Below are 21,008 nucleotides of genomic sequence, written 5' to 3'. Positions count from 1 at the left end.
TCTGTGAGGCGATAAGTCAATATTAATGAAGCTGATCTACAATATATTTTTTTGATGTATATATCTTATTTACCTTGTCCCAAGGGATAGGCGTTAAGGTTGCGTTAGCCTTTTTAGCTCTTTTTTTTACATATTCTGTTGCTTGGAAATATTGTTTCGATGTGATTGAATTATAGTCAGTATCAGGCATGCTAGTTGGTGACAACTCAGTAACGTACGTATACTTGCCACATCCTTCTAGCCACACTTTCACTTGTCCATTTGGTAGGAAACCAAAATCAAATTGACTTTGATAGCAAGTACGTTTTATTCCGTCAGATTCCACATGATGCTGTTGTGTATACATCAGCGCTTTCATTTTTGGAGTGACATCTAATTCAGTAATGTAGAACTTTGCGTCAAAAAGGGATGTCCAGTAAAGCACGACTTTATCGGGTAGATGATTTGTATATTGTACTTGAGAGTAACTAGCTGTTGTAAAAAGATGAAGTGGTAATCCATAACCATCATAGTTGGGTAAATACTCTTTCACACGCATTAATGCACTTACAGTCATAAATTGACTATGAGTATGCAATATAGAAGTCCAATCTTCTTGCGAGTTTATACCATATGCTTTAGTGACTCTGACAGGGTAAAGTGATGGCATTGTATAACCAACTCTCCAATTTGGAACTTCATCAGGTACGCGTTCTCTATTTATCATGCTACAACCAGCCAGTAATAGGCAGAGTACTCCGGTTGATATGATCTTTTTCATTTACTGTCCTTGTGTAATGAACGCTGAATCTAGCTCTTTCATTGAGCGCCTCACAGAAACCTGTGAGGCGAGAAGTCAATATTAATGAAGCTGGTCAACAGTAAAATGTTTTGATGTATAAACCTTATTTACCTTGCCCCAAGGGATAGGCGTTAAGGTTGCGTTAGCCTTTTTAGCTCTTTTTTTTACATATTCTGTTGCTTGGAAATATTGTTTTGATGTAATTGAATTATAGTCAGTATCCGGCATACTTGTTGGTGACAATTCAGTAACGTACGTATACTTACCACAACCCTTAAGCCACACTTTCACTTGACCATTAGGTAGGAAACCAAAATCAAATATCGATTGGTAGCAGGTTTGCCTTATTCCATCAGCCTCAACATGGTTTTGTTGTTTATACATCAGCGCTTTCACTTTAGGTGTGACATCTAATTCAGTAATGTAGAACTTGGCGTCAAAAAGGGATGTCCAATAGAGCACGACTTTGTCGGGTAAATGATTGGTAGGTTGAATTTGTCTATACCAGCCCATCGTAGTAGTAGCGAGAGGTAACCCATAACCATTATAATCAGGTAAAAAGCCCTTAATACGGTTGAAGTCACTAACCGTCATAAATTGGCTGTGGGTGTGTAAAATAGAGGTCCAATCTTCTTGCGTGTTAATACCATATGCTTTAGTGACTCTGACTGGATAAAATGATGGCATAGCATAAGCCACAGTCCAATTCGGAACTTCATCAGGTACGCGTTCTCTATTCACCATGCTACAACCAGTCAGTAATAGGCAGAATACTCCTGTTGATATAATATTTTTCATTTACTGTCCTTGTGTAATTAATGCTGAATCTAGCTCTTTCATTGAGCGCCTCACAGAAACCTGTGAGGCGATAAGTCAATATTAATGAAGCTGATCTACAATATAATTCTCTGATGTATAAACCTTATTTACCTTGTCCCAAGGGATAGGTCTCAAGGTTGCGTTAGCCTTTTTAGCTCTAATATTTAACTCGTCTTCATAATCATGCTTGTAGGCAGTTGATGAATTTCCGTTATAGTCCGTTTCGGGTGTGCTCGTTGGTGACAGTTCAGTAACGTACGTATACTTGCCACACCCTTCAAGCCACACTTTCACTTGCCCATTTGGTAAGAAGCCAAAATCAAATGTCGTTTGGTAACAAGTTTTACGCCTTCCATCTTCTGGTCTAGTGTAACTTTGCTTTTTATAAGCCAGCGCCTTCATTTTTGGGGTGATATTTAATTCAGTAATATAGAACTTCGCGTCAAAAAGGGATGTCCAGTAAAGCACGACTTTATCGGGTAAATGATTGGTAGGTTGGATTTGTGAAGCTCCTCCCATAGTAGCAAAAGCGAGAGGTAACCCATAACCATCATAGTTGGGTAAAAACTCTTTTATACGTTTTAATGCACTGGTAGTCATAAATTGGCTGTGGGTGTGTAAAATAGAAGTCCAATCTTCTTGCGTGTTAATACCATATGCTTTAGTGATTCTGACAGGGTAAAATGATGGCATAGCATAAGCTACAGTCCAATCCGGAACTTCATCAGGTACGCGTTCTCTATTCACCATGCTACAACCAGCCAGTAATAGGCAGAGTACTCCGGTTGATATGATCTTTTTCATTTACTGTCCTTGTGTAATGAACGCTGAATCTAGCTCTTTCATTGAGCGCCTCACAGAAACCTGTGAGGCGAGAAGTCAATATTAATGAAGCTGGTCAACAGTAAAATGTTTTGATGTATAAACCTTATTTACCTTGCCCCAAGGGATAGGCGTTAAGGTTGCGTTAGCCTTTTTAGCTCTTTTTTTTACATATTCTGTTGCTTGGAAATATTGTTTCGATGTGATTGAATTATAGTCAGTATCAGGCATGCTAGTTGGTGACAGCTCAGTAACGTACGTATACTTGCCACACCCTTCTAGCCACACTTTCACTTGTCCATTTGGTAGAAAGCCAAAATCAAATTGACTTTGATAGCAAGTACGTTTTATTCCGTCAGATTCCACATGATGCTGTTGTGTATACATCAGCGCTTTCATTTTTGGAGTGACATCTAATTCAGTAATATAGAACTTCGCGTTAAAAAGGGATGTCCAGTAAAGCACGACTTTATCGGGTAAATGATTGGTAGGTCGAATTTGTCTATACCCGCCCATCGTAGTAAAGTAGAGTGGTAATCCATAGCCATTATAATCAGGTAAAAAGCCCTTAATACGGTTGAAGTCACTAACCGTCATAAATTGGCTGTGGGTGTGTAAAATAGAGGTCCAATCTTCTTGCGTGTTAATACCATATGCTTTAGTGACTCTGACTGGATAAAATGATGGCATAGCATAAGCTACAGTCCAATTTGGAACTTCATCAGGTACGCGTTCTCTATTTATCATGCTACAACCAGCCAGTAATAGGCAGAATACTCCGGTTGATATGATATTTTTCATTTACTGTCCTTGTGTAATTAATGCTGAATCTAGCTCTTTCATTGAGCGCCTCACAGGTTTTTGTGAGGCGGTAAACAATATTAATGAAGCTGATCTACAATATATTTTTTTGATGTATATATCTTATTTACCTTGTCCCAAGGGATAGGTCTCAAGGTTGCGTTAGCCTTTTTAGCTCTAATATTTAACTCGTCTTCATAATCATGCTTGTAGGCAGTTGATGAATTTCCGTTATAGTCCGTTTCGGGTGTGCTCGTTGGCGATAGCTCAGTAACGTACGTATACTTGCCACACCCTTCAAGCCACACTTTCACTTGCCCATTTGGTAGGAAACCAAAATCAAATGTCGTTTGGTAGCAGGTTCGGTTTATTCCATCAGCCTCAACATGGTTTTGTTGTTTATACATCAGCGCTTTCATTTTTTGGGTAACATCTAATTCAGTAATATAGAACTTCGCGTCAAAAAGGGATGTCCAGTAAAGCACGACTTTATCGGGTAAATGATTGGTAGGTTGGATTTGTGAATCTCCTCCCATAGTAGCAAAAGCGAGAGGTAACCCATAACCATTATAATCAGGTAAAAAGCCCTTAATACGGTTGAAGTTACTAACCGTCATAAATTGGCTGTGGGTGTGTAAAATAGAGGTCCAATCTTCTTGCGTGTTAATACCATATGCTTTAGTGACTCTGACTGGATAAAATGATGGCATAGCATAAGCTACAGTCCAATCCGGAACTTCATCAGGTACGCGTTCTCTATTCATCATGCTACAACCAGCCAGTAATAGGCAGAGTACTCCGGTTGATATGATCTTTTTCATCTACTGTCCTTGTTTACATTCGAATATTTGACGCTCATTGTATCTTTGCTCTGTCGGACTAAATATTTTAAGCTCAGAGGCCTTTCGTGATACCTGCTCTTTAATTGGCACATGATAATTGTTACGAGTAAACGGAAAGTGCACACCTTTTCTGGCCATTTGAGACCAAAAGCCTTGCTGATTCCCCGGCGCTTGCGGCGGAATATGCTGTGAGTTGTACGGGGTATTTTTCATGGTTATTTTCAATCTTTCTTCGGCGTTAACGATTTCCAGAGTAAGAATACACGCTTAATAGACTGGGCAATAATTGGCCTGATTATGAGATATTACCTCCATAAAAAAGCACGCCGAGATGGGCGTGCTTATTATGCGTTAGGCAGAAGCCGTGTTTGGTGTGGTTGCTTTAGAGTTTGTAGTAGGGATCGGTATCGCTTTTCCTAATGGTGGCTCTGAAATTTGTTTTTCAATAATTTTCGTTGCCGCTTGTATAAACTCTTCATCATCCATACTGAACCAAAAGTCAGGCTTTCGATTATGTGCCTTGTCATAAGCAACGGTTGTACTGTCTTTATGGCGAAAAGGCTCATTCATTGGAATGTCGGGCAAAGGCTGGCTCACATCCATATACGCTTGGATCATGTTCCATAAGCGTTGGTATTCATCAAGATCTCTTGAGCCATAAATAAAACGACTAATGGGCACACCACATCTGTAACCGTTATATCGATGAACTAGAAACAGATTGTAATTAATAGCTCCTTGTGGGGTTGGCGATGTAGTTAGGTAGCAATCAAACTCAATAAAAGGATGACTAAATCGCACCTTATCACCCTGACCAAATAACGTGACCATCCCCGTTTCTCGACTTAATCTAAATAACGGTTTTCGCGGCAGTTTGCTACCAAAGAAAGAGAAAGATTTCCAAAGTAAAAAACACAATACCTCAATACAGGTTATACCGATATATGCTGCATTAACTTCACTTTGTGGAGCTTTAGTGAGAATGTTTGCCATAAAACAAACTAATAAAGCCAAGGGCATCAGATATAATGTTAAGACTTTTGCAATAGAGGCAAAGTGAAAATAAATCATCCCCCACCAGGGAAAGGTCATATCATCAATTTGACGCTCATTGTATCTTTGCTCTGTCGGACTAAATATTTTAAGCTCAGAGGACTTTCGTGATACCAGCTCTTTAATTGGCACATGATAATTGTTACGAGTAAAAGGAAAATGTACACCTTTTCTGGCCATGTTTGACCAAAAGCCTTTATGATTCGCTGGCGCTTGCGGCGGAATGTGCTGAGAGTTATACGGGGTGTTTTTCATGGTTATTTTCAATCTATCTTCGGCGTTAACGATTCCCAGAGTGAGAATACACGTTAAATAGACTGGGCAATAATTGGCCTGATTATTAGATATGACCTCCACAAAAAAGCACGCCGAGATGGGCGTGCTTATTATGCGTTAGGCAGAAGCCGTGTTTGGTGTGGTTGCTATAGAATCAGTGGTAGGGATCGGTATAACTTCACCCAATGGTGGCTCTGAATTTTGCTTCTCAACAATTTTCGTCACTGCTTGTTCAAACGCTTCATCATCCATACTGAACCAAAAATCTGGCTTTCGATGATGCGCCTTATCATAAGCAACGGTTGCACTGTCTTTATGGCGGAAAGGCTCATTCATTGGAATGTCGGGCAAAGGCTGACTCACATCCATATAGGCTTGGATCATGTTCCATAAGCGTTGGTATTCATCAAGATCTCTTGAGCCATTAATAAAACGGCCAATGGGAACTCCATGTTTGTAACCATTATAACGATGAACAAGAAACAGTTGATAATTAATAAAACCTTGTGGGGTTGGCGATGTTGTCAGGTAGCAATCAAACTCAACAAAAGGGTGACTAAATCGCACCTTATTACCGAAACCATACAGTGTGACCATGCCCGTTTCTCGGCTTAATGAAAATAAGGTTTTAATGGGTAACTTTCCATTAAAAAATGAGAAAGACCACCAAATGAGTAGACACACCACTAAAATACATGCCATGCCTAGATAGATTTGATTGTATTCATCTTGTCCTGAACTATCCACAAGGTTCATGACACCTGCAACCAAAAAAAACAACGGCATCATATAGAGAGCAATAAATTTTCCGAATGTCACGGCATAAAAATAGACCAAGCCCCACCATGGCAATGTGATGTCTCTAATTTGACGTTCGTTGTAGCCGCCTTCAGATGGGTCTAACGTTCTAAGCTCAGAGGGTTTACGGGACCGCAACACTTTACTGGACACATGATGATTATTGCAAGTAAATGGGAAGTGCACACCTTTTCTGGCCATTTGAGACCAAAAGCCTTGCCGATTCCCCGGCGCTTGGGGCGGAATGTGCTGTGAGTTGTACGGGGTATTTTTCATGGTTATCCTACCGTATCTTCAAGATTATCTGTCCACTCTTTTTGATGCCGACTAAAAACTGCGGGAGCTGGTATGTGATTGTTCTTTTCTATTATTGCCTTTTCTAAAGAAGGCAGAGGGAATACCGTATCTTGATACGTCACTCGTACTTTTGCCAAAATGATATCCTCAAAGATTGATTGTGTAATCCACCCTGTAGTGCTTCTTTGAGTTACCTGCTTTGCATTAATACAGTACAAGTAACTATTACCAACACGAGCGATCCCCACAGGATGCAGTGCCGTTGAATACGTAATCTTGGTATCGACAGAGCCTGTTTTATGGTTGATCAGCGACTCTTTCACGGCTGGTACAACTTTTAGGTTGATATTTTTTTCACTCAGCGCAATCGGCAAGTTAGTACTAATACGTACAAAATGTGTTGTTGGTATTTGCTTTATGCGTTGTAACATATCACTGCTTAGCTGTAACTGTCCTTTGACTTTTTCTTTAGGATAAACAGTGACTTTAATACCAATAATCAAATTTAGCCAAGTGACTAGTGCGTATTGGGGATCTTCTAATGTGGCATACTCTCCATCAAAACGATGTCCTTCCGCTCCAAAAGGGCCATTAGCTAACCATGCTTGCATGGGAGTGTCTTTTAACCATAAATAACCAAGACCACCGGCTAGAGCAATCGTAATCGCTAACCAACCAACAGGGCCGCCCATAAATGCGGTCGAGAATGTCCCTGCCACTGTTGCTATGGCGGTACCACTTGCAAATATCCCTGCAGATACTGCGGCATCTCTATCATTTTTATTCCAAGCACGGATTGCGTCCCACGCGGCTAGAGATGCTGTAAGAAAACCTCCTGCTATTGAAGCAGCCCTCAAAACGGTAATCACACCACTGAAATGAGTATCAAATAGGGTGAAGCTATATTTTGCGAGCTCTTTTTCAGCTTTTTGACGTAGCAACGTTTGTCTTTTTACCATAAACAGATAGGTTTCTGTTGCAACTGTACTCAAATCAAGAATGGCAGAGGTGATATTTATAACTGAATAAAGTCTGTCATTTTCGAAATCTATGCTTGTACATGCATTTCTTAAATTAATCAGCTCTATCAGAGTGAGAAAATGCGGCACGCGCAGCTTTTGATAGGCTTGAGCGATTCTTGGTGAATTTACTGCTTTGTTGGTTACGCTATTGTTGAGTGGTTGCGCCAGTTTAGAGTTTTCCGGCACCATCGCTAATTCAATTTCTGCTATTTTCTTGGCACTACTCATCCCACTTTTATTTTTACTGGAGGAAATAATGAGTGTTCCGTTTTCATCATAAATTTCCCCGCTTCGTATTGTTGCCGGAGTATCAGCCGGTGATAAGCCTTTTGATTCATTTAAGTATTGGAAGCCAATCACTTTTCCTTTTAGTTCAGAACCTGTAAATGGTTTAATTGTGATTTCACCAAGCGTTTCAGGATCAAGAACTTTGCCTACTGATATTGCTGCGGTAAATGCTTGACTAAAGTGGAGAGTTTGCACTTCTCCTGTTGAAATGCCGTCTAGTAATGCCGATAGCGTTTCAAATATCCCCGCTAACATAGCACCAGCAACAGTGGTCGCTCGTCTAAAATTGGTAAAATCATAGAGTTCAGGTTGGTCAACACTCTGAAAAATTGCAGCGATGGCAGGATGCTCTGCGGACTCTTTATCTAACGTTGGTATCTTTTCAGCAATGCCGACTAATCGTTCTGGTGTCGCAAGGCCTGAACCATCATTCAAAGCGGTGTACTTTGTTTTGTCATAGGCCTTATTTTTATCAATGGCATCTGTGGGTAAAAAAAGAATATCGTGCCATGGGTGTGTACTGTCATCTTGCATCAAACGTAGAGCAGTAAGCTTCGATTTACTCGCATGTGATGAAACGGCTTTATTGTAGGGATCGAGTTTACCGATATCTTGACCAAGCGCGGCGATGACATCGTAACCGAGTGAAAAGCCAACCCAACCATTGATCCCTTCTAATGAGGTTAAATCTCTCAATGCCGCGCCATAAAGTGGAGCATTAATACAATCTATTAGTTGCTTTTGACAAGTAGTAAAAGCCGTTGACAACAGTTGACGCTCCCAAAGGCGTAGGGTGCGGTTAAATACTCCGGAGGTGGCTGCATCCATGTTTTGGTGATATTTATTCAATGGGTTTTCATTACCCATTGAATCTCTCAGTGGGGATATCACTTCATTGACAGCCAGTGCGACCTTGCCATATTTTTGCTTATCGGTGTACAGTGTAAGCTGTTGAATATACGCACTCATCGCATTAATCAATCCACACTTTTGCCAGAGGATAAACTGCGGATCATTAAATGTGAACGTATTGTATTTATGTTGTTTGGCGTATGCGAGATAATCGGTTGATAGTATCGCCTTCCAGTCATTTTTGATGGCGTCAGTGTTTGAGTTTTCAATAGATGCCCGCAGTACCAACTCTCTTAAGAAGTAATCGTGGCAAACATCTTCAAATTTTTGTGTCTGAGTTAATGCGCTGATCGCGGCAGCGTCACTGTTAGCTAACCCCACTTCTTGGTTGATTAATTGCTGAACATGCGTTGCTAACGTGTTACCCGAGAGATCTTGGTTACCGATAGCCGGATCTGCCAACATCAAATCTTTACCGGCTTCACGCTGGCGTAATGTGGGACAGTCAATCGCAGGGGTCGTGTCGTTGAAAACGGACTCAAAGCGCTCTTTAGCATACTTTTTGTCATGTTCAGTAAAATGGATATGTGCCGCGCTCCACTGCATTTCAGAGAATGCAATGCCGACTTTTACCTGTTGACCATTTTCTTTTTCTGGCAGCCACAGGGTTTCCATTTTTGGCCCTGTTGGCTTCCTCTTGTCTTTTTTATTGAGGTCAAACTCACCACTTTCATTACGGTACTGGCTTAAATCAACGTCTTGAAAGGTCGGTTGTTCACCTTCTTTCTGATGGATCTGAATTTCGCGCCAAATTTTATCTTGGTAGTGAATATAAATAAAACCGGCACGCACTGGCGCAATCCCTGCTTTCTTCGATGTGAGTGCCGGTAAATGAATTAAAGGTAGGCATGCCATTAATTTATAGGCTTGTTCGTCATTTTGACACGGTGTTGGCTTCGCGTTGACAAACAGAGGTAAGGTGATTGCGCCTTCATCACCTTGAAGGTGTAAGTTTACATCGATTGTGTTTTTTTCTTTACTCCAATCCCAACTGTAAACGGTCGTTGCATCAAATGTCTCTGTCGTTTCAAGTTTATCTTTATTCAGGTTGTTATTATTATCGGGATCAAAAAACTCAAAGCCGTAGGGTTTGGCATGATTGATACCTGATACTTCAATGAAGATCTTTTTGCCATCACAGGCAACGCCTTGGCTGAGGCTCTTTTTATTGGCCATGAATAGTGTTCTCCTGCATGCTTTGCAATGCTATTTGGTACCCTTGGAGTGTTGCACTTTGGTTTAATGAGATAGATTGCTCATGCTGGTTTTTGAGTACGCTTATAGTAAAAGGTCGGAACTCAAAAGAGAGTGCTAAGAATGTTTTAAAATCGTCGATGTGCTCTAGGGAAAATAAAGCACCATAGTTAAGGATGTCGTAACACCAGCGCCAATCCTGCGGTTGGGTATAGTGCTCAGGGAAGCATTCAAAAAAATAACTGATTGTGCTGTCATCAATCGTATTTAATAACGCATTTTCTTGAGATGGGGTCAGTAGCCATGTTTTCGACGCATCTTGTGACAGATTCAGGCTGTTGTTCTCTATCATTTCCCATTGTTGGCTCCCCCAAGGAACGTTATCTAACCACGCTAATTTTTTTATATTTCCCATCCACGCATGAGTGTCTTGCGCCAATGATTGACGAAAAAAGTGACTGGCAACCCGAGGGTTTTGAAAATGGAAGATCGCTTTTCGCTCCTTATCAAATTTGACGAAGAGGCGTTGTCTTAATTGCTGCATTAAAATCGTTAATTGCACTGTTTTTTTCGTTGCTAGCATTAAGCCTTTTAAGCGTTCACATTCAATATCATTCAGTAATGCAGAGCGTTGATCATTATTGATAGTGATAAGGATTGGACTTAAGTCTTTCGCATCATTTAAGTCGGTGCCTTGATAGAGATTGTGGCTATCGCCATAGTTAACGATATGTTTTGTTAACTGCTGCGAATAGTGAGCTAAAAAATACCATTGCTCTTCACTATCTTGAGTATTTTGGGTTAAAAATGTAGGCATATTCATTAGTTATTACCACATGGACAGTCAGATAGAGGGCATGAACCGTCTTGTTGCTTTTGGCACACTTCAGTTAGCGCAACATTCGCCGCGTGTGCGGTGAGTAACTTAGCTCTAAGAGCCGGAGTAACGACGCTAATCGTTTGGGCTGGCTCTACGGCACCGGGCAACATTGGAGCAATACCGCCATATCCCGTACCACTGCCCGCACTGCCACCTGCATTGATGTTAACGGCTGCTCCTGAGAGCGATACACCGGATGCGTCGATTTTGATAAAGCTGCCGCCGGCTTTTAAGGTCAGCTCTGCGCCGGCTTCTATCACCACTTTTGTGCCGCCTTTCAAATGCACTTCATTTCCTGCATCCACCAATAATGCTTGGCCCTGTTTCATGTGTAAGCTGCCATCAACCGCGACAGTTTGATCGGCTTTTACATGGGTACGGCTTTCACCGTCGACGGTTAGGTGATCGTGGGTTTTAATGTGGGTGAAGCGTTCATTGTCTACATCTAGGTGTAAATCGTGTTTGATGTCGTCTTTGCGATCGTTTTCCACCAACATGTTCACGTCTTTTTGCGCGTGAACATAGATTTCTTCTTTGCCTGCCTGGTCTTCAAAGCGCAGCTCGTTATAGCCATCACCTTGGTGCGTTTCCGTGCGCAATACCGTGCGGGTTTTATTCGCCGGTAACGGGTAAGGGGGCTTGTTGGTCGCATGGTAAGTACGGCCTGTGATAATCGGTTGGTCTGGGTCACCTTCTAAGAAACTAACAATGACCTCGTGACCAATACGCGGCAGTGCGACCATGCCATATTGGCTCCCCGCCCAACCTTGGGAGACACGTATCCAGCAACTCGCATTATCATCACTGTTACTGTATCTGTCCCATGGGAACTGGACTTTCACGCGACCGTATTCATCACAGTAAATCTCTTCGCCTTCAGGGCCCACCACCATCGCAATTTGTGGGCCGTCTACACGAGGCTTAGCCGTGTAGGGGGCTCGCCATGGGCGATGACCGGGTATCACAATAAAATCATTGTTATAGGTGGTTACACCTTGTCCGCCAGCCTCTTCTAATGCCTGTGGTTGCGTGCCCACATGGTTAACCGCCACCACGAGCCATTCGTCATTACATTGCTCATCATCGTGCTCTTGCAAGGCAAAGTTCACCCCAGCCACTAAGCCATGGGTGTTACTTTCACCGTAGGCTGTATTGGCATCACGACGTAATGATTCGAGTCGAAAAGAAGTAAACGGCTTACCGCTGGCATCGTCTTTGTAACGCCCAGGGTAATCGTAATGTTCGTAATTGGCTTGCTGGTAATCGGCTTCTTTCGCATTGGCTGTTTGTAAGAAGCTATAAGCCGGCTTTTTAAAACTGTAATCTTTGAGTTGCGCAGACGATGGGCGCATTTGCGTATGGCGAGCAAAGGTGCGCACAAAAGGCACGCCACTTTGCCCACCACTGCGGCTGTTATAAGGCAGTGGTGCCGTCAGTCGAGCGGCACTTTGGGTGTCATCAGAAAAGCGCAGGGTATTCTTTTTGTTATGATGGACAAAGCTGTAAAACAGGCCTTCTTCTGCGGCAATGCGGTCGATAAAGGCTAAATCTGTTTCACGGTACTGGACGCAATATTCACGCTGCACGTAATCTCGCGTTAAAACGAAATCAACATCGGTAATCCCTAATTCTTGTAATATCACCGAGATAATTTCAGGCACCGTTTGTGTTTGAAAGATACGGCTATTATGGCGCAACGCGAGGCGGGCTGCTGGCGGTACAAATTCCACCTGATACAAGGTGTGGTGATGGCCTGTGTCACCCTGGGTAAAACGTCGAATAATGCCATGCCATTGCTGTTGCTGTTCACCGTCTCGCCAGACCGTGAGCGTGGCCGTGTTATCGACGGTTTCTTGCGGCGTATAGGCGGGGTGACGACTGGCTAAGTCAATGGTAAAGGCGAAAGGCAAAGACAGGCTATCAGTGCCTGAAAATTGTGTGACGGCAAAGGCATCAGCATCTAGCCCATCGACTTCAAATGTAAATTGCAAACCCGTTTTTGTTGCCATACTGACCTCGTGATTAAACCTTTGCTAACGTTGGCCTTGCGGCGTATTTAGCAAAGGCATAAACGAAAAGCAGCCTACACAGGTGTGTAGGCTGATATAGAGTAGAGTGCTATTACGCTTCTAGCGGTGCACGCCAGTCATCAGCACCAGATGTGCCAGATACCGTGTGATCCCAGTTAATTGCACGGTAAGCCATTGATACTTCGATAAGCTGAGTGAAGTCTTCTTTTGATGAATCTTGGCAGTGTGGCATGTGGGTGTTGATATCAACAATCGTTGCATCGGTCAGCGTTGTAGTGAAGTAGTGCTCTTGTTTACCTTCAACCGATGTGCGGTACCACTTTAGCTCTACAGACGGTAGCATTTCACCTGATGCCAATGAGTTGTACATCAGAGGAACGGCTTTGTTCAGTGCCACGGTAAATTTAAATGGCTTGTGAACACGTTGACCTGAAGGCTGACCTGATTGTGGGTCTGTAGGAACAGTAACAACGTGCTTGAATTCTTGAACAAGCATTTGGTCTTCGTGACCTTCAACATAGATGTTACCGACAGAATCAGGCGTGAATGCACCGGCTGTAATATTACCCTGAGTTTGGCCTTGGATCGCGATATAACAAGGAGTTGGCATCTTAGTATCCTATTTTATGATGGAGTAAATGACACAGCCTATGCTGTGATGACGTGCTGTTAAAGCAGGAAGTGTGCCAGTTTTTAAGTTGCTGATAAGTATGGGTTTTGCGTTTTTACGCTAGTATATATCGAGCAAGATCTTGCCCGGCTGGGCAACTTATTGCTCGATTTGGGCAAGATCTTGCTTACTTTCGTGATTAAAGAATTTTTATTGGTAATGATTTGTCATCTGAATAAGCAATGATTAAGGGCTTAAAAAAATGGCTAAAAAATAAAAAACGCGCAATAGATATGGTTAGTAAAATGTAAATAATAAAGTTTATTTAACAATCTCTTTTTTAATGGAGTCTGTTAATAACGAAGCGGGCAAGATCTTGCCCGAATGTTAAATATCAGGTATTGCTTTAAATTTTTTATTTACAATATTCTTATTAGTGAGAAAGGGCCTAGTATTATTAAAATCATATCCTTTATTCTATTATATTAATTAGGCTCTCTAAATTATTAATAGAATGAAGCACATTTTTATACTGAATTTTTTATATGGGAGTTTGTTTTTTGGGAAGGCTATCACATATATTTGGTTTTTTAATTTATTCAATATTTTAAAAAAACATAGCATTTTAGTCTGGAGTTTAGCGTTAATATGTTAATGCTGGGTTTAAGGTTATGGAATCAATAGTTTTTTATGTTGCGTTTGAATTTATTAAAATTCTTATTTGTATGTATTAATAGATTTTAGTGTCTCAAAATCTATACAATATTGCTTGATATGCAACGGTAATTACTATTTAATTCACTGCAAGCAATATTTGTTATCTAGAAGCATTTTTGTTGGTTAGGAAATAATATAAATAATAAAGCATATTTAATTAAAAATAACATTTTCATTTTTAATTTGTTAAAGATGTTAAATCTGCTGGTTTATCTATTCGTTGTAAATAATAAAAATAACGGGGTTTAAAATGTCTAAAGAAGGCACCGTCGCACCTAAAGAACGTATTAATATTAAATACGTTCCTCACAAAGGTGATGTTCAATCTGAAGTAGAGCTACCATTAAAAACACTTGTTGTGGGTGAATTTAAAGGTGATGGGGAAGATAAACCTATAGAAGAGCGTAAAGCCGTTTCAGTTGATAAAAATAACTTTGAATCGGTTATGCGCGAAAGTAAATTATCGTTGACAACTTCTGTGAAAAACAAACTTTCAGACGATGATTCTGACTTATCAATTAATCTTTCAATTAAAAGTCTTAATGATTTTTCTCCTGATGCAATCAGCCAACAAGTTCCAGAATTAAAAAAACTGATTGAATTAAGAGAAGCATTAGTTGCTTTAAAAGGACCACTTGGAAATATTCCAGCATTTCGTTCTCGTCTTCAAGAACTAATTGAATCTGACGAGTCACGTGAAAAGCTACTTAACGAGTTACAACTTGTTAGTGGCGAAGGTGAGAAATAGTAATTTCCTTTTGGCTTTAATTTTAAGAGAACGATAAATGTCTTTACAAAAAACACTTGAATCATCAAGTACAACTGAAAGCAGTTTACTTGATGAAATTATGCTTCAAACACGCATGACTCCGTCCGATGAAGGTTATGACATTGCCAAGAAAGGGGTGGCTGCATTCATTGAAAATTTACTGGGTAATTCTGGTGTAGAACAAGTCAATAAAGGACTTGTTGATCAGATGCTTGTTGAGTTAGACAGTAAGATTAGTGCGCAAATGGATGAAATTTTACACTGTGAAGAGGTTCAAAAGGTTGAATCTGCTTGGCGTAGTGTGAAGATGCTTGTTGATCGTACTGATTTTCGTGAAAACAATAAAATTGAATTATTGCATGCGACTAAAGAAGAGCTTTTAGACGACTTCGAATTTGCGCCAGAGACGTCTCAATCTGGTTTATATAAGCATGTATATTCGTCTGGATACGGACAATTTGGTGGTGAGCCTATTGGCGCTATCATTGGTAATTACTCATTCACGCCATCATCGCCTGATATTAAGCTACTTCAATACATTGGTGCTGTGGGTGCAATGGCTCACGCTCCATTTATTTCAGGTGTAGCACCAGAATTTTTTGGTATCGAATCTTTTGAAGACTTACCAAATATTAAAGATTTAAAAGCAACATTTGACAGCCCTCGCTATATTAAATGGCGACAATTACGTGAATCTGAAGATTCTCGTTACCTTGCATTAACGGCTCCACGTTTTCTTCTTCGTACCCCATACGATCCAGAAGAGAACCCAACTAAAACATTTAATTACCGTGAAAACGTGAGTGATTCACACGAAAGCTACTTATGGGGTAATACCTCTTTTGCTTTGGCTTCACGTTTAACTGATAGCTTTGCTCAATACCGTTGGTGTCCAAATATCATCGGTCCTCAAAGTGGCGGTACTGTTGAAGATTTACCTGTTCATTTATTTGAATCTTTGGGTGAATTACAAGCAAAAATCCCAACAGAAGTGTTAGTGACAGATCGTAAAGAATTTGAATTAGCTGAAGAAGGCTTTATTGCATTAACCATGCGTAAAGGTAGTGATAACGCTGCATTCTTCTCTGCAAACTCAGTTCAGAAACCAAAAGTGTTCCCTAATACGAAAGAAGGGCGCGAAGCTGAAATGAACTTCAAATTAGGTACTCAATTGCCTTATATGATGATCATTAACCGCTTAGCGCACTATGTGAAAGTATTACAACGTGAACAAATTGGTTCTTGGAAAGAGCGTCAAGATCTTGAGCGTGAATTGAACGCATGGATTAAACAATTCGTGGCTGATCAGGAAAACCCACCAGCTGATGTTCGTAGTCGCCGTCCTTTACGTGCTGCGAAAATTGAAGTACTTGATGTTGAGGGCGATCCAGGTTGGTACCAAGTGGCATTGTCTGTTCGCCCTCACTTTAAATACATGGGCGCAAACTTTGAGTTATCACTAGTTGGTCGTTTAGATCAGGCATAATTTCAATGTCTTATATAGAACTAGAAGATAGGGCTTATGGTGTTAGTCTCTTTGAGCGTTTAGAGACTAACGCACCGCGAAAAGTGATGACGAAAGGACCAGATGCTAAACATGTTTTAAATTCAATTAAACGCAATGTTGCGCAATTACTTAACACTCGTTTAGGTGAAGCATTGTGTGCGCCCCATTTAGGATTAATTGATTTTAATGATGCAACTTTAGGTACGCATGATCTGGCATTACAAATTAAGCTGGCAATTCGTCATTGTCTTGAGCGCTACGAGCCACGTTTAGACAAGATTGATATTCAATATGTGCCAAATGATGAAAGTCCATTAAATATTTTCTTTCATATTACAGCATGTATTAATTCAAGAGCACTGCATGATTCGGTGCGTATTGATTTGATGTTGGATAATAGTCGTAAATACAGAGTAATTTAACTTTGTCACAAGAAAAATATTTTAGGGATGAGCTTGCTTTTTTAAAAGAGCAAGGCGTTGCTTTTGCCGAAGTACATCCTCAATTATCTCGTTTTTTACAAGGGAAAAATACAGATCCTGATGTTGAACGATTATTAGAGGGCTTTGCTTTTTTAACGGCTCGTTTACGTGAAAAAGTTGAAGATGAATTTCCTGAGCTCACACATTCTATAATCAACATGCTTTGGCCTAATTATTTAAGGCCTGTACCAAGCTTGAGTATTGTTCAATTTACACCGATTGAAAAAGCAATAAGTGTTCGTCAAACAATACCAGCAAATACAGATGTTGATAGTGAAGAGGTGTTCGATACTGTGTGCCGGTTTAGAACTTGCCGAAACCTAGATATTTATCCTTTGGAGTTGGTTGATGTTGCGATTACCCATAGCCGGGAGTCGTCAATCATTGATTTGAATTTCGATGTATTAGGCGAACAAAGTTTACCCGATATAGATCTAAAAGCGCTGTCATTGTTCTTGGGTGGACATCAGTACAGCGCGCAGATGCTGTATTTATGGCTAAACCATTATTTATCACATATTGAATTAGTGTGTAGTGATAAAACGATAGCGATTCCTGCATCACAATTTAAAAGCTGTGGCTTTGATTCCGCTGATGCGGTGATGCCATATCCAAAAAATGTTTATGAAGGTTATCGTATTTTACAAGAATACTTAACGTTTCCAGATGCATTTTTATTTGGTGATTTGGTTAATCTTGATCGTTATATCACGCCGGATATGGGTAGAAAGTTTCAATTGAAATTTGTTTTTTCAAGAACGCTACCTGCCGATGTTCGCGTACGTAAAGATAGCTTTAAATTATTTTGTACACCGATTATCAATCTATTTACTCATGATTCTGATCCTATCGATTTAACGGGAAAGCGGGCGGAATATCGCATTGCACCTTCAAGTCGTCTTCCTGCTCATTATGAAATTTTCAGTATTGATCATGTAGAAGGGCGACAAGAGGATCACAAGTTACGTTCAAAGGGGCAAAAGCGTGTTTATACCTCTTTTGAAAGTTTTCAACATGAAATCGAACGTTCTCGCCACCGATTAGCGCTCTATTACCGCGCAAGGGTGAGAGAGAGTGTAAGAAATGATGGTTTTGATCATTACATTTCATTTGTTCGTGGGGATGAAACGCTAAATGTCGGAACCAGTGAAGCGATTTCATTGCAGTTAACGTGTACGAATCGACAATTGCCATTGGAGTTAGGGATTGGTGATATTTGTGTGCAAACAAATAGTTCACCGTCTTTTGTAACTTTTTCTAACATCACAGAACCAACACAGCCGTTAAGGCCGACGTTAGATGGCAGCTTGTTGTGGACATTGATTTCAAATTTATCGCTTAACTATCTTTCATTGCTTTCGAAAGATGCACTGTGTTCTGTACTTCGAGCTTATGACTTTAGAGCACTTGTCGATAGACAAGCTGAACGTGTTGCTAAACACAGACTTGATGGGATCGTAAAAATTACATCTAAGCCAATTGAACGGATCATCAAAGGATTACCTGTTCGAGGTTTACAGTCTGAGTTAGTGCTTAACGAAGAAGCGTTCAGCTCTGAAGGGGATTTGTATTTGTTTGGGAGTGTGTTAAGTCGCTTCTTTTCTTTGTATGCAAGTATCAATTCATTTCATGAGCTTATTGTAATTAACAGTGTCAATCAGGAACGATATTCATGGGGAACGCAGACGGGTCTACAGCCTTTGATATAGATCTTGATTGTGACCATCTTGCATCCGATCAATTAGCAATAGTAGAGCAACAAGTTCGGTCTTACGACTTTTATCAATTAGTCGAACTTTTACAGCGCTTGGCTGATGAAGATCCTGAGACCGAAGGGTGGGAAACACATTGTCGTTTACTGTTTAAAGCCAATCCGAGTTTAGGGTTTGCTGCGAGTGATATTTCAAAATTAGAGATGTTGGAGCAAGGTGGTTTCTGTTTAGAAACGACGTTCTTTGGATTAAATGGTGCTCAATCACCATTACCGGGTTTTTTATTAGAAGAAATAGCATCTGAGAGTGAAACGGGGTTAAGACGGCATTTTCTCGATTTCTTTAATAACCGACTATTGGCGTTGGTATATCGAATTTGGCGTAAATACCGTTATTACATTCGGTTTAAAGAAAATGCCAGCGATGCCTTCTCTTCTCAGTTATTTGCCTTAGTCGGCTTGGCTGATGAAAACCTTCGTGGTGAAACCGCAATTAACTGGGGGAAAATGCTTTCATACGCCGGTACATTAGCTGGTAGAAGCCGTTCCCCACAAATTGTTGCAGGTATCATTTCTCATTGCTTTGATTTGGATAACGTTTTTATTCGTCAGTGGGTAGAGCGGAAAGTAGACATACCCAATCATCAACGAATGTGTCTTGGAAATGCAAACTGTGAGTTAGGTGAAAGTACGATTATTGGCTCGACGGTTCGTGATTGCACGGGAAAATTTGTTATTGAGATTAAAGATCTTACCCAATCACGATTCAATGATTTTTTACCGTCAGGCAAAGAGTATTTGCCATTTTGTAAGCTGGTTGAATTTATTCTTCGTGAGCAAATGGCATTTGATCTGGAGTTAGAGCTTAAAGAAGACGAAGTACCTTCATTGCAATTGATACAAGGCTCAACGCTGTCGTTAGGTTGGTCTTCTTTCTTAGGTGAGACGAATAATAACCGTAAAGTTTGTATACAAGTTCGTCAGTAAAGGGGCTAAAAATGGCGGAACAACAACGACTAAAGTTAAAAGTTACTAATACTCGGTTCTTAGAACCGGGTTTGTCGGCAACGAAAGAATTTTCATCTGCTGGTGGCGCGATTGGTTCTAGTTCATCGAGTTTTTGGCACCTAGCTGATAGAGACGGAGTTTTGGAACCGGTTCACTGTCAGATCACAATGATTGATGGCTGTTTTTGTATCACTGATATTTCGAATCAAACCTATATCAATGGTGCTTCAATGCCGATTGGTTGGCACAAGCATGCGCGTTTAAATGAAAATGATGTTATTTCAATTGGTCCTTATTTCATTCGTGTTTCTATCGGTGAAGCATGCACTGAAAATGATAAAGACATTGAAGAGATGCTATCTAAATCAACTGATATTGATTTATTTGGTGATGAGCTAGATGTCACAACTAAGGATCAAAAAGCGAATGTGGATGATCCATTATTAGCACTCGATCAACTCAAACATAAAACAGAAGTTGAATCGTTAATTACACGAAATAAGCCAGCAGTATCTTTTAATAATGCACAGTCATTAATTTCTGAATGTGATTCGTGGATTGGTGATGCCCAGACAATACAAGCCGATACTGAAAATGACACAACGTCAGCTATTACATTAAGCGGTTTTAAATCTACGTTGAATGCTGATGAAAAATCATCGGGATACATAGCGACTACTTTAAATAGCAAGGAACTAAGAATGGACGATAACACGCTGGATCTGCTTGAAGAAGAAATGGGACGAGGTTTTTCTGGTTCGAATAATCATTCGATGGTAGCAACAGATGAAAACCATTTATTAACGGGTCCGCTATTTCGTGGTTTAGGCGTTAGAACGAATAACAGTGATGATTTAGCTGAAATGCAAATGCTATCTGAAGAGATGGGAGCATCATTACAAGCTGCAGTAAAAGGGTTAATAGAACTTCATCAACAAGTTAATACCAGTCGATATGGTGTGATGAATAAGAACTTGCAACCCATTGAAGATAACCCGTTACGACTTGGTTTAAGTTATGACGAAACAGTACAGGTTATGTTTGATAGCCAACGTAGTCTTGTTCACTTATCTGCACCAGCAGCCATCGAAGAAAGTCTTCGCACAGTTAAAGATCATAATGATGCTGTACATACTGCAATTAGCGAGGCACTGAATCAAATTATTCAAGCCTTTTCACCTGAAGTGTTGATGCGAAGGTTTTTACGTTATCGTCGTCCTGGCCAATCGGTTGGTGAATCACCAGAAGCATGGGCTTGGGAAATGTATCAAAGTTATCATAAAGAGTTGACTTCAAATCGTCAGCATGGATTTGAAAAGCTATTCTGGGAGATTTTTGATCAATCTTACGATAAAAACCTGCGTGATAAACAACAAGAGGTGTAGCTGG

The 21,008-nt window shown here is 40.5% G+C and carries 18 protein-coding genes; 6 read left to right on the top strand and 12 right to left on the bottom strand.

Going from position 1 to position 21,008, the window contains the following annotated elements:
• Positions 1-22: 22 nt before the first annotated feature.
• From C9J41_RS20230 to C9J41_RS20175, 12 genes are all read right to left on the bottom strand, one after another.
• Entirely contained in the window at positions 23-760 is a 738-nt protein-coding gene (locus tag C9J41_RS20230; protein ID WP_107294944.1) for a DUF2931 family protein, read from the bottom strand.
• An 81-nt stretch (positions 761-841) separates the two neighbouring features.
• Positions 842-1,579, bottom strand: a complete 738-nt coding sequence (locus tag C9J41_RS20225; protein ID WP_107262335.1) for a DUF2931 family protein — start codon at positions 1,577-1,579, stop codon at positions 842-844.
• 81 nt (positions 1,580-1,660) lie between these two features.
• A complete protein-coding gene (locus tag C9J41_RS20220; RefSeq protein ID WP_107262337.1) occupies positions 1,661-2,404 on the bottom strand; it encodes a DUF2931 family protein in 744 nt (247 codons plus the stop codon).
• 81 nt (positions 2,405-2,485) lie between these two features.
• Positions 2,486-3,223 (bottom strand): DUF2931 family protein, encoded by a 738-nt coding sequence (locus C9J41_RS20215; protein WP_107288183.1) that lies wholly within the window; start codon positions 3,221-3,223, stop codon positions 2,486-2,488.
• 80 nt (positions 3,224-3,303) lie between these two features.
• Complete coding sequence (locus tag C9J41_RS20210; RefSeq protein ID WP_107288184.1) at positions 3,304-4,044, bottom strand: DUF2931 family protein; 741 nt, start codon at positions 4,042-4,044, stop codon at positions 3,304-3,306.
• A complete protein-coding gene (locus tag C9J41_RS20205; RefSeq protein ID WP_199187183.1) occupies positions 4,045-4,278 on the bottom strand; it encodes a hypothetical protein in 234 nt (77 codons plus the stop codon).
• A gap of 138 nt (positions 4,279-4,416) precedes the next feature.
• Positions 4,417-5,373 (bottom strand): hypothetical protein, encoded by a 957-nt coding sequence (locus tag C9J41_RS20200; protein ID WP_107291486.1) that lies wholly within the window; start codon positions 5,371-5,373, stop codon positions 4,417-4,419.
• Positions 5,374-5,511: 138 nt separating this feature from the next.
• The gene (locus tag C9J41_RS20195; RefSeq protein WP_107294943.1) at positions 5,512-6,468 is read right to left on the bottom strand and encodes a hypothetical protein; all 957 of its coding nucleotides are present in this window, start codon (positions 6,466-6,468) and stop codon (positions 5,512-5,514) included.
• Positions 6,469-6,470: 2 nt separating this feature from the next.
• On the bottom strand, positions 6,471-9,887 hold the full coding sequence (locus tag C9J41_RS20190; RefSeq protein WP_107294942.1) for a toxin VasX: 3,417 nt from the start codon (positions 9,885-9,887) through the stop codon (positions 6,471-6,473).
• On the bottom strand, positions 9,877-10,728 hold the full coding sequence (locus C9J41_RS20185) for a DUF4123 domain-containing protein (protein WP_107294941.1): 852 nt from the start codon (positions 10,726-10,728) through the stop codon (positions 9,877-9,879). The genes C9J41_RS20190 and C9J41_RS20185 overlap by 11 nt, the downstream gene beginning before the upstream one ends.
• Entirely contained in the window at positions 10,728-12,794 is a 2,067-nt protein-coding gene (locus C9J41_RS20180) for a type VI secretion system tip protein VgrG (RefSeq protein ID WP_107294940.1), read from the bottom strand. The genes C9J41_RS20185 and C9J41_RS20180 overlap by 1 nt, the downstream gene beginning before the upstream one ends.
• 112 nt (positions 12,795-12,906) lie before the next feature.
• Entirely contained in the window at positions 12,907-13,425 is a 519-nt protein-coding gene (locus C9J41_RS20175) for an Hcp family type VI secretion system effector (protein WP_005365509.1), read from the bottom strand.
• Between the two features lie 967 nt (positions 13,426-14,392).
• On the opposite strand from C9J41_RS20175, the gene tssB reads away from it, so the two are divergent.
• From tssB to tagH, 6 genes are read left to right on the top strand one after another with little or no spacing between them, the layout of a single operon-like run.
• Entirely contained in the window at positions 14,393-14,890 is a 498-nt protein-coding gene (gene tssB / locus C9J41_RS20170) for a type VI secretion system contractile sheath small subunit (RefSeq protein ID WP_006644100.1), read from the top strand.
• A gap of 37 nt (positions 14,891-14,927) precedes the next feature.
• On the top strand, positions 14,928-16,397 hold the full coding sequence (gene tssC, locus C9J41_RS20165) for a type VI secretion system contractile sheath large subunit (RefSeq protein ID WP_107208737.1): 1,470 nt from the start codon (positions 14,928-14,930) through the stop codon (positions 16,395-16,397).
• 5 nt (positions 16,398-16,402) lie between these two features.
• Positions 16,403-16,840 (top strand): type VI secretion system baseplate subunit TssE, encoded by a 438-nt coding sequence (gene tssE / locus C9J41_RS20160; protein WP_045084966.1) that lies wholly within the window; start codon positions 16,403-16,405, stop codon positions 16,838-16,840.
• Between the two features lie 2 nt (positions 16,841-16,842).
• A complete protein-coding gene (gene tssF / locus C9J41_RS20155; RefSeq protein WP_107294939.1) occupies positions 16,843-18,609 on the top strand; it encodes a type VI secretion system baseplate subunit TssF in 1,767 nt (588 codons plus the stop codon).
• Positions 18,573-19,598, top strand: coding sequence for a type VI secretion system baseplate subunit TssG (gene tssG, locus C9J41_RS20150; protein WP_107292934.1), 1,026 nt, complete (start codon positions 18,573-18,575; stop codon positions 19,596-19,598). Before tssF ends, tssG begins: the two co-directional genes overlap by 37 nt.
• A gap of 11 nt (positions 19,599-19,609) precedes the next feature.
• Positions 19,610-21,004: a type VI secretion system-associated FHA domain protein TagH gene (gene tagH / locus C9J41_RS20145; protein WP_107208739.1), complete on the top strand. Its 1,395-nt coding sequence runs from the start codon at positions 19,610-19,612 to the stop codon at positions 21,002-21,004.
• Positions 21,005-21,008: the final 4 nt, after the last annotated feature.

Origin of the sequence: Photobacterium sp. GB-50 (genome assembly GCF_003026755.1) — a bacterium.
In the GTDB taxonomy this organism is placed as follows: Bacteria; Pseudomonadota; Gammaproteobacteria; order Enterobacterales; family Vibrionaceae; genus Photobacterium.
This window is presented reverse-complemented; position numbering and strand designations above follow the sequence as displayed.

Coding starts and splice junctions, on each gene's coding strand:
- C9J41_RS20220 (WP_107262337.1), bottom strand. CDS start 2,404: ATGAAAAAGATCATATCAACCGGAGTACTCTGCCTATTACTGGCTGGT.
- C9J41_RS20185 (WP_107294941.1), bottom strand. CDS start 10,728: ATGAATATGCCTACATTTTTAACCCAAAATACTCAAGATAGTGAAGAG.
- C9J41_RS20225 (WP_107262335.1), bottom strand. CDS start 1,579: ATGAAAAATATTATATCAACAGGAGTATTCTGCCTATTACTGACTGGT.
- C9J41_RS20190 (WP_107294942.1), bottom strand. CDS start 9,887: ATGGCCAATAAAAAGAGCCTCAGCCAAGGCGTTGCCTGTGATGGCAAA.
- C9J41_RS20215 (WP_107288183.1), bottom strand. CDS start 3,223: ATGAAAAATATCATATCAACCGGAGTATTCTGCCTATTACTGGCTGGT.
- C9J41_RS20195 (WP_107294943.1), bottom strand. CDS start 6,468: ATGAAAAATACCCCGTACAACTCACAGCACATTCCGCCCCAAGCGCCG.
- tssG (WP_107292934.1), top strand. CDS start 18,573: ATGGGGAACGCAGACGGGTCTACAGCCTTTGATATAGATCTTGATTGT.
- tssC (WP_107208737.1), top strand. CDS start 14,928: ATGTCTTTACAAAAAACACTTGAATCATCAAGTACAACTGAAAGCAGT.
- C9J41_RS20210 (WP_107288184.1), bottom strand. CDS start 4,044: ATGAAAAAGATCATATCAACCGGAGTACTCTGCCTATTACTGGCTGGT.
- C9J41_RS20180 (WP_107294940.1), bottom strand. CDS start 12,794: ATGGCAACAAAAACGGGTTTGCAATTTACATTTGAAGTCGATGGGCTA.
- tssE (WP_045084966.1), top strand. CDS start 16,403: ATGTCTTATATAGAACTAGAAGATAGGGCTTATGGTGTTAGTCTCTTT.
- tssB (WP_006644100.1), top strand. CDS start 14,393: ATGTCTAAAGAAGGCACCGTCGCACCTAAAGAACGTATTAATATTAAA.
- C9J41_RS20200 (WP_107291486.1), bottom strand. CDS start 5,373: ATGAAAAACACCCCGTATAACTCTCAGCACATTCCGCCGCAAGCGCCA.
- C9J41_RS20230 (WP_107294944.1), bottom strand. CDS start 760: ATGAAAAAGATCATATCAACCGGAGTACTCTGCCTATTACTGGCTGGT.
- C9J41_RS20205 (WP_199187183.1), bottom strand. CDS start 4,278: ATGAAAAATACCCCGTACAACTCACAGCATATTCCGCCGCAAGCGCCG.
- C9J41_RS20175 (WP_005365509.1), bottom strand. CDS start 13,425: ATGCCAACTCCTTGTTATATCGCGATCCAAGGCCAAACTCAGGGTAAT.
- tagH (WP_107208739.1), top strand. CDS start 19,610: ATGGCGGAACAACAACGACTAAAGTTAAAAGTTACTAATACTCGGTTC.